The sequence below is a fragment of the Dictyobacter halimunensis genome (assembly GCF_036245075.1).
Genome location: NZ_BSRI01000001.1, coordinates 1,263,045 through 1,276,248, shown reverse-complemented (window position 1 = coordinate 1,276,248; position 13,204 = coordinate 1,263,045). Strand labels below are relative to the sequence as shown.

The following is a 13,204-nucleotide window of genomic DNA, read 5'->3' as shown; positions in this document are numbered from 1 at the left end:
CTTGGGAATATGGAGGAATCTCCTCCTTTTTCTCCTGTTTTTTTTGGTGCCTGGCGCAAATAAGATGTAGAATAGATTTGACGCGCATGATAAAGTAGTGTATTCTTTGTATACAAAGATAAGCCGAGTTTTCAAACAATATATAGCAAAGGTGAATGCATGCCAAAGTTCCTTGAGCCGCTCGTACTCCCCAGGGCATCGGGGTATCGCGAGGCTGCCTACCACGCAATTAAAGAGGGCATCCTTTCTGGATACTTAGCATATGGCCAGCCACTCATTGAAGAAGAAATTGCGTCTCAACTCAATGTGAGTCGCACCCCGGTACGAGAAGCATTGGCCATCCTCCAACATGAAGGATTAATCTCACCGCGAAATGGGAGAGGTTTCCATGTCAGGCAATTAACCCGTGAAGAATTTGTGACGATGTTTGCTGCCAATGAGGTCGTTGAGCCATACCTTGTTCGACTTGCCACACTTACCGCCACCGATATGCAATTACGTGCTATACAGGAAGCTATTGAGCATGGCAAGGCAGTGGCAGAGAGTGGCGATCTCCCTCGTATTCTCCGGGCGGGCCGTGATTTTCATCGCGCAGTTGGCATTGCCGCAGGCAACGCTCCGCTGACGCAGTTTGTCGTGAACAACGAAGAGCGCACGGATCTCTACCTCCTTAGCCACGAGAAAATACTCACCATGCTAAAGATTGTTCCTTTCAATCAGGAGCATGAGATGATTTTCAATGCCATCATGCAACACGATTCAGAGGCGGCGGTTCGCCTGGCCATTTATCATTCGCAGGCTGTACGAGAACGTCTTTCGCCGTTCTTCAACGTGGACGAGTTCCAGAAGATGGTAGCATTGCAAGAGGTTTTAAAGGAGTAAGTTTGCCCGACGTGGCCTGGTTAAGAACCATGAATGGTGCAAGAAAGCATTCAGAGAGAGGATGACGATGTGACACTCCACGGGGATTTATCCCCGCAACTTCTGACACTCCTACGTACACGGTTTCGAGAGAAGAGATAGCATAACTAGCCTCAAAAGAGACACCGTCATTGGGGAGGAATATCTGATGCCGGTTCATCCATCTTGAACCGTACATCGTGAGCGGCGCTATGCTCGTTTCTCTCTCCATGCCTAGCTGCAAGAATAGATGGTTCGTCTTCACATCCGGCGTCTTGAGAGACAACAATACCTGGTGTTTTCAACACTCTCCGAAGAGCGAGAGGCTTTTCCTGTGGGCCATACCGTTCTATTACGCGTTGACCGATGAGCAGACTGGCATTTCTATCTGCATTCCCCTTCATCCCACAAACGGTACAATAGGCTAATGGCGCACCAGGTGTGTCTCCTTCTCCTGGTTGACCTGCATCGTAACGAATAATCAGGTTGTGGCAGCGGGCACATTCCCGGCTCGTATTCCTTAGGCTGACTCGGCTGGTAAGCGTACACTAAGGAAGGGCTTTCTAACTCCACACCTGCTCTTGCGCACCCTGGGAATCCCTTTTTTTTTAGAACATTTCTCTTGCCTCTATGAGCCCCATGAAATTTTCTTGCAAATATTACACTGAACATTGTGAAACTACCTTACATTCCGTATACTTTTTTACATACTCTTCTGTTTGCAACACGATAGGATGACCAGGATGCGTATTAAACTGCGAGATATTGCGGATAAAGTCAATGTGTCAACGGCGACCGTTTCACGCGTATTGAATGATAATCCAAATGTTGACGAACGAACCAGGACGGCTGTCTTACAAGCCATACGAGACCTGGGCTATCCTTTGCCTGAAGCCAAACGATACGGCACCAGCAAAGATAGTCAACGCATCATCGTTGCGACCCTTGGATCGATACAGCGGGATGCAGAAGGAGGATCCACAAAGCAGCAAGCCTATAGCACCAATTCATATACGGAACTTGTTGTCAATGGCATTGAGGCCATCACTCTCCGCTTCGGGATGCAGATGCACATTCAACGGGTCATTGTTGATGATCCTACCTCACAGAGCCTGGCGCAACTGCTCCAATCCGATGGAGTCATTATTATCGGCGGCATTGTTGATCTTCGCATTATCGATGCGCTTGAACAGGCCCATGTTCCTATTGTTCTTGCGGCCGCCCACCTGCACAAAAGAGAGATCAATTGTGTGCATGGTGATTATCTCAATGGCGCCTCACAAGCGGTGCAGGCCCTGGCCTCATCAGGGCGCCGTCGGATTGTGTTTGTGAATGGTCCTCCTACCACAACGACGAGCCATGATAAGTTAGCGGGATATCGCCTTGGCTTAAGTGAAGCGGGTCTCTATTATGATGAGCAACTGGTTGTGACTGCGACTGAGTTCCATCCGCGAGCCGGGTATGAGGCGACTGAAGCGCTGCTCAGTAATACCAGGGACTTTAACGCGATTTTGTATGCAAGCGATAACCAGGCCATTGGTGGGCTGCGAGCATTAAAGGAGGCGAGGATCAAAGTCCCGGAACAGGTCTCTATTGTAGGATTCTATGACGAACCGTTTGCTCAGTTTACCGATCCCCCACTCTCCAGTATTTATCTGGACTGGCATCGAGTGGGCGAGATTGCCGCCCTGCGCCTCGTTACCCTCTTGAAAGGAATTGATGAGGAACGGATGCGGATCATTTTACCAATGAAGTTCAACGCACGAGCTTCCACGACGGGTATTTCAACCAGATTTTGATGCCTGATCTGATTGTGTACAAATTCTATGTATTTCAAGTACGTCTCTATCCATCAGCCCTATCATAGGGAAGTATTTTAGAGAGGAGTCTACGATGACACTATCTCCCACATACGCATCTTCAATCGGCCGCCGTAGATTTTTAGGATATCTGGCAGGGGCGACGACAACCGTGCTCCTGGCAGGATGCGGAGCAGCAGCGAATGCTGGTACCACCACTCTAAATGTATGGGGAGGGGTTCCGCTCGAAAATGGTCCCCGCGACTTGATCGCGGCCTTCCAAAAGGCCAATCCTTCTATTAAAGTCAACTATACCCGGTTCGTCAATGATGATACAGGCAACACCAAACTGGATACGGCGCTGCAGGGTGGCACGCCCATTGACGTCTACTTCACCTATGATGTCCCGCGTATGGGCCAGCGCATTAAGTCTGGACTGGCGGAGGACCTGACATCATATATACAGTCTGACAGCGTGCTCAAGCCCTGGACGGCTACCACTGATGGTCTCTTTACCTATCAGAATACCTTCTATAGCCTGCCCACGACTCGTGAACCCAACTTTATCGCCATCAATAAGAAGTTGCTCGATGCAGCAGGGCAGCGGGTTCCTCAAAACTGGACCATCGACGAGTTCCATGCGCTCGCACGAACCTTAACACGTGCCAATGGCGGACAGACCGTGTATGGCAGCTATGCTCCACCAGATCTCTCAGTTCTGACATTGGGGCCAAACGCGATGTATACAGATGGGGGCAAAGCATCAAACTTCGACAATCCGGTGTTCCGACAGAGCATGCAGCTGCACCTGGATATGATCAAAGAAAAGAGCGCCTTTCCCTGGACAGACGTGATGGCTCAGAATTTGCGCGTTTATCAACAAGGTCCCTACCTCAACGGACAATTCGCTATGTGGCTCTCATCTCCATACAACATGCGATACGTTCGGGATACAAGTAAGTACCCTCACGATTTCGTGACCACATTCGCGCCGATACCCAGGCCAACCAATGCGAGCAGCTACTACAATGGTGGGGGGTTGAATAACTGGATCATGCTCTCCAAAAAGGCCAAAAATAAGGACGCCGCGTGGAAATTCATTCGCTATTGGATCGGTGATGGCAGCAAATATATGCTGAAGGGAAGCAAAAATCCTGTGCTCCCCGGGATCTCGCAAGATGAGCAGGTGAGCTCTATTCTCGGTTCAAATCCAGATCAGCTCTTTGATGCGGCAGCCTTCAAACGCGTTATCTTTGATCCCAACATCAAATTAGTGACCAACACCATTACCGCCGCAGGGGCTCAGATGACCAAGATTCTCCAGGCCCAGAGCGATCGCTGCCTGATCGGTGAAATCAGCGTCGATCAGTGGGCCACAACGCTCAAACAGCAGTGTGACGCGGCTATTAAACAAGCAGGGAGCTAATTGATGAGCACGCTGTATCAAAAACAGGCTCTCTCATCGAAGAGCCACACACCGGCGGATACGGGCCCAACGGCCAGGCCAGGGCCCAAATATCGCTCCAGGAGCTCACGCGGTTGGATCGGATACCTGTTTATTGCTCCAAATTTTATCGGGCTCTTGCTGTTTACGCTGCTGCCACTGCTCTTTGCGCTGATTGTTGCCTTTACGCAGTGGGATGCCACGGCAGGTTTGAGCGCCATCAAGTGGATCGGGCTGCAAAACTTTCGTGACGTCCTGCAGGATCCGAATTTCTGGCAGAGCGCACGCATCACGTTGATCTATGTCGGGCTCAGCGTTCCCTGCACTGTCATTGTCGGGCTGTTTCTCGCGCTGGCCTTGAATGGTCCTATCGTCGGGCGGGCTATTCTGCGCACCATCTTCTTTATTCCCTTTATCGCCAATGCTGTTGCCATCGCGACTACCTGGCTGCTCCTCTATCATCCAACGCAGGGGCCGATCAACGTCATTCTCAAGGCGCTTGGGATTGCCAATCCGCCGCAATGGTTGGTCTCTTCACAGTGGGCGTTGCCAGCCCTGATCATTATGGCGGTATGGGGAGGTGTTGGCTATGCAACTATCATCTATCTGGCCGCTCTGCAAGATGTGCCGACAGAATTACTGGAGGCTGCCACCATTGACGGCGCAGGCGCGTGGACCCGATTTCGCACCATTACCATCCCGTTTCTCTCGCCGGCCATCTTCTTTCTTCTGGTAACTGGTTTTATTGGCGCCTCACAAAACTTCGGCATGATCAACCTCATGACGCAGGGTGGTCCCGGGCGGGCCACGACCGTGCTCTCGTACTACATCTACCAGAATGGCTTTGAATTTTATCGCTTTGGTTATGCGGCCGCCATGGCCTGGGTGATGTTTTTGGTCGTGCTCGTACTGACACTGCTGTTGTGGTGGTTCCAGAAACGGAGCGTCTTCTATGATTAGAACACCTCTCTGCTGTACACCGCAGCACTATCTCGACATGCGCCCACAGGCATCCCACATGGACACGAACACGATACATTATGAGAGGAGCGAGCAATATGGCATCTCACATTGAGCGGCCTACCGTGATCAATAGACGGCATGCGCCTCTGTCCTATCGGCAGCGACAACGCATTCAATGGATCATCATTGGTGCGTTCATGTGGACACTGGCCATTCTCTTCGTGTTGCCATTTGCCTGGATGCTGATCTCGTCGTTAAAGCGCGAGATTGATGTGTTTAGCTTCCCGATGAAGTGGCTCCCTGATCCGATTGTCTGGCAAAACTATCTCACGGTATGGACCGGTGATCATCCGCTCACACTCTACTTTGGCAACTCGATCATTGTCGCGGTCGCGCGTGTGGTGGGCGAGCTGTTGACAGCCTCCCTGGCTGCCTATGGCTTCGCGCGCCTGCGCTTTCGCGGACGGGATGTGCTCTTCTTGTTTTACATCAGCACATTGATCATTCCCGGCCAGTTGTTGCTGGTCCCACGCTTTCTCATGTTCCAGCAAATGGGGCTCTACGATACCCTCTGGGCGCTCATTTTGCCCGGTATCTTTACCGCGCTGGGCACATTCCTGTTACGCCAGTTCTTTATCACCATTCCCCAGGAGCTCAGCGACGCCGCGCGGATCGACGGCGCCAGTGAATGGAGAATCTACTGGCGTATTATCCTGCCTCTGGCCAAACCTGTGCTGGCATCCCTGGCTATTCTGGCCTTTGTCTGGAGCTGGAACGATTATGAAACGCCGCTGATCATGCTCACGAGCGAGCATAACTTTACCATCCCTCTGGGTCTCACGAGCTATATGGATGAAAGCGGAGGGTTTACGGCTTCACTGATTATGGCGGGTGCGACATCATCGCTCTTGCCGATTATCGCCGTCTTCCTGTTTATGCAACGCCAATTTATTCAGGCGCTGGCCCGTTCAGGATTGAAAGGATGAGACGCTTTTCATGGAAAAGGATAGGTACATGATTGACAATAAGGCACAACACCATACCCTTGTGACCCAGATTCTTGTGGCGGGGGGAGGCATGGCGGGCGTCATTGCTGCCATCGCCGCCGCGCGCAATAACGCACACGTCATTTTATGTCAGAATCGCTCGGTTCTGGGAGGAAATGCCTCGTCCGAAGTACGAATGCATATCCTCGGTGCCTGTGTCCGGGGAAAGATCCTCGAAACAGAAGCCAGAGAAACAGGCATTTTAGAAGAGATTATGCTGGAATGCGCGGTCCGCAATCCACAGTTCTCGGCTAGCATGCTCGATCTCATTCTCTATGAAAAGTGCCGGGCCGAACCTAACCTGACCTTGATGCTCAATACAACCATTGTCGGAGTGACCGTCGAAGACAATCACATTCGGACCGCGTACGCCACCAGAGAGAGTACCGAGGATGCTTTTGCAATACAGGCGGATATCTTCATCGATTGTACCGGTGACGGACGCCTTGGCTATGAGGCGGGTGCTCTCTTTACAACCGGTCGGGAAGCCCAGGACGAATTCAATGAGGATAGTGCTACCCAGCATCGAGATCCATACCGCTTAGGTTCCTCATTGCTATTTACCGCCAGGGACATGGGCAAGCCCATGCCTTATATTCCTCCCACCTGGGTTAAAAAGTTTTCTGAAGAAGATTTACAGTTTCGCCTCCACAACGCATGGGAGTATGGATACTGGTGGATCGAGTTTGGTGGTATCTACGATACGATCAAAGATAATGAGATGATTCGCGATGAGCTGCTGGCGGTGCTGCTGGGCGTCTGGGATCACATTAAAAACAGCGGCCATCACCCCGAGTCGGAAAACTGGGCGCTGGATTGGTTTGGCTTCTTGCCCGGAAAGCGAGAATCACGCAGATTCATTGGACAACATACCCTCACACAAAATGACATTGAGCAAGCGGTCGATTTTGAGGATGCGGTGGCCTATGGTGGTTGGTCGATGGACACACATCCACCGCAGGGAATTGAAGCGGCGAACCAACAACCATGCAATCAGCCATATACCCCCTATATCTATGGCATTCCTCTGCGCTGTATGATCAGCAAAAACATCCCTAATTTATTCTTCGCGGGTAGAAATATCTCCGCGACGCATATCGCCTTTTCCAGCACCAGGGTGATGGCAACCTGTTCTGTCATCGGGCAGGGGATCGGGACCTTTGCCGCCGTCGCGCTCGCGCGTGGGAAAGATCTGGAACATGCCTGGCAGGATAAGGCTCTGATTCATGAAACCCAACAGCGCTTACTCGCGCAAGGCGCCTTCATTCCCGGCAAAAAAGCCGATCGGCAGGACCATGTACAATGCGCGCGGGTGACCGCCTCTTCCGAACAGGAGGAGGGCAAAGCCATCAATGTGATCGATGGCTTTACACGCTCTGTTCATGGCGAGAAAGGGGTCAGACCTGAGCTAACAGAGCCAGGCACACATCGATGGATGTCGCAACCTGACGATGAACATCCCTGGTTGGAATTGGCATGGAGTGAACCTGTGCCTGTGCAGCAGGTTTCCCTGACCCTTGATACCGGGTTGCATCGCCATTTGACGCTGACACACCAGGCAAGCTTACAAAAGCGCATGGTCTGGGAAGCGCAACCAGAAACGCTGAAAGAATTCATTGTGTATGCTGAGCAAGAGGGCGTTTTGCGGGAAATCGCCCATGTCCATAATAATTACCAGCGCCATCTCACATTCCCGCTCCAGCAGGCCATGGTTTCCCGTCTGCGTGTAGAAGTCATCAGCACCAATGGTTTGGATCACGCCCGCATCGTTGATATAAGCGTTCAATAATCACCTGCCCATGTTTGCTTCCAGCTCTGTTGCCTATGTGCATCGGAGCTGGAAGCAAACATGGGCAGCAACAGATGTATTGTTGCCACCTGTTCTTTGTACCTAAGCTTAGATACAAAGCAGAATGATGTTACTCGTTTAGCAGTTCAAGGCCGCTCACCATAGGCTGATCAGATGCACCTGAAGCAAATTGTACGTCGATCTGCCCGGTACTCGTTGTATGGACGGTGAAGTCACGTACGACCGCTTTATTCGCACCTCCTGCCGCGGCAAAAACATCAAAATTGGTCAGCACGTGCCGTGAGTGATGCCCATCGGATACAAGCACGTTGAATTGCCGTTGATGGGCTGCTGTCCAGTACGTTTCCGCAAAGTGCAGACGCAGTCGGTACGTGTGGTCTGGTTTGAGGTTTGGGAAGGTGTACATGAAGGATGGGCCAACACGATTGGATTGGTACATCCCGACATCGGCCGGGTCCTTCACCCCACTGATATCAATCGAATTGTAGGTCGTCACTGCCTGGCTATTGGTACCTGAGAAATGAGCATCAGGTGCAAAGCCAGAAACGTTGTCGGTGCTACCGGCATTGATTGCGGCTACATCCTTATACCCATTTGCTGCACTGGAATAGACATGGACATAGTCATAGTAGGCACTTTGTGGCAATTGTGCATCGCCAATCGGAACGCCGCACCAGCTTGGGCAAATCGCAGTATTCAAGATCAGGTACGCCGGGGTGTTAAAGAGTGTGGGAGTGTAGGTTTTCTCGCACACCAGCTGATTGTCGATATACCAATCCGTCTTCCCTGGCGAGGTCTCCGTGGAGAACACGTGGAAACTCTGAGAATAATCGACGTTGGTTGGTCCGACATTTCCGCATCCCATCGATGACGTTGCTCCGGTCGTCGGATCGGCGTAGTGCAAGGTGACACTATTGGTCGTTGTCTTGCCAAACATCTCCATGAAATCATTTTCGGCGCTGCCAGCATTGGGCCAATTACATGGATCACCCGCTGAAGGGCCGCAACCATCGCCTAAAAGCCAGGCTGCTGGCCAGGCACCAGAAAAGGGTGCGACTTTCGCTCGCACATCGACCCGGCCATAGGTGAATGAAAACTTCTGCCAGGTATGTACGAAGCCAGAGGTATAAGGAAGGCCACCCATACTGCGCTTTTCAGTTTTGATCGCTAATGAGCCATTGGCAACAGAGACATCGGACGGAGTATAGTATTCTTGCTCGTTGTTGCGGGGGCTGGGTTCATTATCGGCTGTCCATTTGGATGGATCGAGCGTGTTGCCGTTAAAGTTATCGCTCCAGATAAGGTGTAGCGAGGGACTAGAACCGTGTTTGGCGGCAACTGCGGCATGAGCGGATGGAGACTGCACTGCAATAGTGGCGAGCAGGACAGAAATCAGCCCGCCTACCAGCATCCCTGCCATGATCACATGCTTCCACGATCGCCGTGATCGTGCGACATCATGCGATAGTTGCTGTTTCGTACCAATCCTTGTACGCATAGATTAGCTTCTCCTTGTCAATGTATATTTCTAATCAGAGACAAAGTAGCAAAATCAATTGCATGTATTTGCGAAATCGATTTCGTATTTTACCATGGTACCACGCGGTAAAAAAGGAGTCAATGATCGTTTTTATCATTTGCATGCACAAGCGGGAACACTGGCTTACAGCTTGTTGACTTCAATTATTACCTCTGCTATACTTCGCTGAAGTTACGAAATTGATTTTTCAGAAAGCCACAGAGCGTGTTATGAATGAACAGATAGAGCATCATCGGCCAACGATCGCTGAGATAGCAAAAGCTGCTGGCGTGTCGACAGCTACAGTTTCAAAGGTGCTCAATCAGCGTAGCGACGTCGGTCAGTCGACACGCGACCACGTTGCACAGATCATTGAAAAGCATGGCTATGTGCGCAATCGTGCTGCCAGCGTACTACGCAAAGGGTTAAGTGGCCTGGTTGAACTTGTGGTTCCGGGGCTTGATGTAGATTATTATTTACTGGTGATCAGTGGTGTTGAAGAGGTATTGTCATCGGCCCATGTCCGGCTTGTGCTGTCTACCACGCACAATGAGGCTCAGCAGGAACGGCAATGGCTGGCCAATGTCCTTGATAAATCGACCGACGGAGTGCTGCTGCTGATCCCTTACCATTCAGCCACGGTCGCGTCCCAACTACGCGCGCATCACATCCCCTTTGTGATCATTGATGATCGAAGCGAAAGTGATCCCTCCGTACCTTCAGTAGGGTCAACAAATTGGGCTGGGAGCTGGACTGCTACTGAATATCTTCTTTCTCTTGGACATCGACGTATCGCTATGATTAGTGGAACACCCTCGCTTATGGCTTCGCGCATGCGTATCGCCGCTTATTCTGCTGCATTGCAAGCGGCGGGCATCACACCCGACCCGGCGTTACTACGCATGGGAGATTATTTGCCAGGATCCGGCTATCGAGAGACATGCGAGTTGCTGGCTTTGCCTGAACCACCAACGGCTATTCTGGCGAGCAATGATCTGGAGGCCACAGGTGTCTACCTTGCTCTTTACGAACGTGGCATTCTCGTGCCCGAGCAAATGAGTGTGGTCGGCTTTGACGATATTCCCTCTTCTGCCCTGGCTACGCCTCCGCTTACGACTATTCACCAGCCACTGAAAGCGATGGGGAAAATGGCGGCGGAGATGCTCTTAAAGATGATTGCTGGCGAACAACTAGAGACGGGGCGCGTTGAGCTAGCGACCTCATTAGTCGTCCGGAAATCTTGTGCGCCACCTTACCGCCGGCAGACAAATCCTACTGTCTCTTGAAATGATGCCAAATATGCCTATCGGTCATCCGTAAGGATGATATCCTTCAATTCAATCAGAGTTTCGATTCGATAGCTAGCCTGTCAAATACCCCGATCTAAAGATCTGATTCTTACCCACATCTTTTTGATCAAGCTTGAAAAGCAATCGCAAGAGATGGGCTTGTGAAACAGTCAACAGTGGCAAGAAACCCTGATGGCCGTTTCACAGATTCCATTTGTAAATGTGGGTAAGAATCAGTCTAAAGATACGGGGCTTGGTTCTAAGCTCCACCGCAAGTCAGCATACCTTTGCAGGCGTGCTGCTTTGGCTTCATCGCTTGATCCATCAGGGGCTACTGACAAGAGCCCCGTGGTCGTCCAGTCTTGCCGGACTACCAACGTGCGCATCGTAATGTTTCTGGCTCCCACCAAATCAGCATGAAGCGTGTAGTGGCACTTCTTGCAGACAAAGAGCAGGCCGTGTCTCGGGCGATTCTCAGGTGCTGTATGTCCACACATCGGGCACGCTTGCGAGGTGTAATGAGCATCTACTTTGATCGCCATGGACCCTTGCAAGAGCGCTTTATACGCGATCAAACTCTGCAATTCAGCAAAGCTCCACTTGGAATAGGCATGATTGGCTTTGCGTTGTTTCTTGCTTGTGTTCTTGCCCGTACGACGGCGTGTTCGCTCTCGGATATCTGCCAGATGTTCTACGCCGATGAAACTATGAGGATGAGCCGTTACGATGCTTTTTGAGACTCGATGATTGGCGTCTCGCTTCAACCGTCTCTCTCGTCCACTCATCGCCACCAGGCGGCGCGTTGCAGAACGAGTGCCTTTTTTCTGGAGACGTTTCCTCAGTCTCGCGTAATGGTTTGCTTTGGGTACAATCTGTTTGCCTGAATAGAAGGTACATGTTCCCCTGGTGCTACTGGTGACAGCCAGATAGCGTACACCGACATCCACACCAGCAATGCCCGTCTGTGTCTCAGGTGTAGGATCGGCCATCTGGAGTTCCAAGGAGACGAGTAAATAGAAGGTTTTCTTGGGTTTGTCATACCACAGTTTTGCCGCACCGATTTCTGCACCATGGTGAATACGTTCAACATGCTTGCGATAGCCGGTATAGGGAATGATGACCCGGCCCTCAAGCGTTAAGATGCTGACCTGTTGATTGTTCTTAAAGGTGTAGTCTTTGCGGTTTTGATAGGTCAAGGTAGGAGAAACAAACGTGGGAGCGTGGTCTAATCCCTTATACCTCTTCTTGGTAACCCCGGCCTTCCGTGCAGCCGTGTTCGCCTTCACTTTGGTCCATAAGCCTTTATAGGTGGCTCCGACCTGACGAGAAACTGAACAGGTCATTTGAGAAGGAAGATGAAAACGAACGCGAATCTCATCATATGTGCCATCTTGCAGCCGCGCTGCATTGCTCATGTTGCCGTGTGCAAAAGCGTACTGGCTCACATAGTTCAATGCGTCTCGATATGCCAGTTGGGTAGCACGTAAGGCGGCAAACTGTTCGGGTGTCGTATGCAGTCGTATCTTCGCCGTAATGATCGTTTTCATAGATGCTATTCTACTATATTTTCAACCACCTGCCAAGCAAAAAGGTAGGGATGAATGAACAAATGTACTACTTCGCTTCCCCAACCCCAAAAGGGAGGCCCATTCCTCCCCGGCCTAAAGACCTGATTCTTACCCACATCTTTTTGATCAAGCTTGAAAAGCCAATCGCAAGAGATGGGCTTGTGAAACAGTCAACAGTGGCAAGAAACCCTGATGGCCGTTTCACAGATTCCATTTGTAAATGTGGGTAAGAATCAGGCCTAAAGACACGGGGCTTCCTGGGCCATTCCGTGTGAAAAGTCATGCGCTTTTGTAAAGTCGTTATAGACAATGGCACAGTCAATACCGGCTGCCACGGCTGAGTTCAGCCCTCTGGATGAATCCTCTACAACCAGTGTCTCTTCTTTGGTGGCTCCGAGGCGCTTTAATCCGGTCAGATATGGTTCCGGGTGCGGCTTGGTGAGCTTGTAGTCTTCGCGAACAAGGACGAAATCCATGAATTGTCTAATCTGGCGCTTTTCATGGATAATTTCAAAATCCACACGCTTTGCAGTCGTCACGATGGCCATGCGGACGTATTTTGACAGCTCAGCAAGAGTTTCAACGACGCCTTCAATCTCAATAGCTTCTGTTCTAAGATATTTCTGATAATAATCATTACGGACCTCGCGCTGCCTGCTGATGGTCTGTTCATCAATACCTGCCGCCCTGGCTTGGGCCCAGGTGCCCAATCCCTGGCCCATGTCCCGGAGGTATTGATCCTTATCCAAAGTCAAACCAATGTCCGCCAGGGCGCGTTCTCCAGCTTTGTAATACCAGAACTCGGTATCCACCAGAACACCATCATGATCGAAGAGTATGTACTTTTTCACGCTCTTGAACCTTTC

The 13,204-nt window shown here is 51.0% G+C and carries 10 protein-coding genes; 7 read left to right on the top strand and 3 right to left on the bottom strand.

What is annotated here, in order from left to right; translation table 11 throughout:
* Positions 1-159 precede the first annotated feature (159 nt).
* From AABA21_RS05125 to AABA21_RS05100, 6 genes are all read left to right on the top strand, one after another.
* A complete protein-coding gene (locus AABA21_RS05125; protein WP_338247917.1) occupies positions 160-882 on the top strand; it encodes a GntR family transcriptional regulator in 723 nt (240 codons plus the stop codon).
* Between the two features lie 761 nt (positions 883-1,643).
* Positions 1,644-2,699 (top strand): LacI family DNA-binding transcriptional regulator, encoded by a 1,056-nt coding sequence (locus AABA21_RS05120; protein WP_338247916.1) that lies wholly within the window; start codon positions 1,644-1,646, stop codon positions 2,697-2,699.
* Positions 2,700-2,793: 94 nt separating this feature from the next.
* A complete protein-coding gene (locus tag AABA21_RS05115; RefSeq protein ID WP_338247915.1) occupies positions 2,794-4,125 on the top strand; it encodes an extracellular solute-binding protein in 1,332 nt (443 codons plus the stop codon).
* Between the two features lie 3 nt (positions 4,126-4,128).
* Complete coding sequence (locus AABA21_RS05110; RefSeq protein ID WP_338247914.1) at positions 4,129-5,103, top strand: carbohydrate ABC transporter permease; 975 nt, start codon at positions 4,129-4,131, stop codon at positions 5,101-5,103.
* 98 nt (positions 5,104-5,201) lie between these two features.
* Positions 5,202-6,092, top strand: coding sequence for a carbohydrate ABC transporter permease (locus AABA21_RS05105; protein WP_338247913.1), 891 nt, complete (start codon positions 5,202-5,204; stop codon positions 6,090-6,092).
* A gap of 28 nt (positions 6,093-6,120) precedes the next feature.
* Complete coding sequence (locus tag AABA21_RS05100; protein ID WP_338247912.1) at positions 6,121-7,941, top strand: FAD-dependent oxidoreductase; 1,821 nt, start codon at positions 6,121-6,123, stop codon at positions 7,939-7,941.
* Between the two features lie 130 nt (positions 7,942-8,071).
* Here the strand turns inward: AABA21_RS05100 and AABA21_RS05095 are convergent, their stop codons facing one another.
* On the bottom strand, positions 8,072-9,460 hold the full coding sequence (locus AABA21_RS05095; protein WP_338247911.1) for a malectin domain-containing carbohydrate-binding protein: 1,389 nt from the start codon (positions 9,458-9,460) through the stop codon (positions 8,072-8,074).
* A 251-nt stretch (positions 9,461-9,711) separates the two neighbouring features.
* Here AABA21_RS05095 and AABA21_RS05090 point away from each other — a divergent pair, with 251 nt between their 5' ends.
* Positions 9,712-10,767, top strand: coding sequence for a LacI family DNA-binding transcriptional regulator (locus tag AABA21_RS05090; RefSeq protein WP_338247910.1), 1,056 nt, complete (start codon positions 9,712-9,714; stop codon positions 10,765-10,767).
* A 236-nt stretch (positions 10,768-11,003) separates the two neighbouring features.
* Here AABA21_RS05090 and AABA21_RS05085 read toward each other — a convergent pair whose 3' ends face one another.
* Both AABA21_RS05085 and AABA21_RS05080 read right to left on the bottom strand, forming a co-directional pair.
* On the bottom strand, positions 11,004-12,317 hold the full coding sequence (locus tag AABA21_RS05085; protein WP_338247909.1) for an RNA-guided endonuclease InsQ/TnpB family protein: 1,314 nt from the start codon (positions 12,315-12,317) through the stop codon (positions 11,004-11,006).
* 260 nt (positions 12,318-12,577) lie between these two features.
* Positions 12,578-13,189, bottom strand: a complete 612-nt coding sequence (locus AABA21_RS05080; RefSeq protein ID WP_338247908.1) for an HAD family hydrolase — start codon at positions 13,187-13,189, stop codon at positions 12,578-12,580.
* Positions 13,190-13,204: the final 15 nt, after the last annotated feature.

Bases quoted from the DNA above. Each gene is read 5' to 3' on its own strand.
- AABA21_RS05085 (WP_338247909.1), bottom strand. From the start codon at position 12,317: ATGAAAACGATCATTACGGCGAAGATACGACTGCATACGACACCCGAA.
- AABA21_RS05115 (WP_338247915.1), top strand. From the start codon at position 2,794: ATGACACTATCTCCCACATACGCATCTTCAATCGGCCGCCGTAGATTT.
- AABA21_RS05105 (WP_338247913.1), top strand. From the start codon at position 5,202: ATGGCATCTCACATTGAGCGGCCTACCGTGATCAATAGACGGCATGCG.
- AABA21_RS05110 (WP_338247914.1), top strand. From the start codon at position 4,129: ATGAGCACGCTGTATCAAAAACAGGCTCTCTCATCGAAGAGCCACACA.
- AABA21_RS05120 (WP_338247916.1), top strand. From the start codon at position 1,644: ATGCGTATTAAACTGCGAGATATTGCGGATAAAGTCAATGTGTCAACG.
- AABA21_RS05095 (WP_338247911.1), bottom strand. From the start codon at position 9,460: ATGCGTACAAGGATTGGTACGAAACAGCAACTATCGCATGATGTCGCA.
- AABA21_RS05100 (WP_338247912.1), top strand. From the start codon at position 6,121: ATGATTGACAATAAGGCACAACACCATACCCTTGTGACCCAGATTCTT.
- AABA21_RS05125 (WP_338247917.1), top strand. From the start codon at position 160: ATGCCAAAGTTCCTTGAGCCGCTCGTACTCCCCAGGGCATCGGGGTAT.
- AABA21_RS05090 (WP_338247910.1), top strand. From the start codon at position 9,712: ATGAATGAACAGATAGAGCATCATCGGCCAACGATCGCTGAGATAGCA.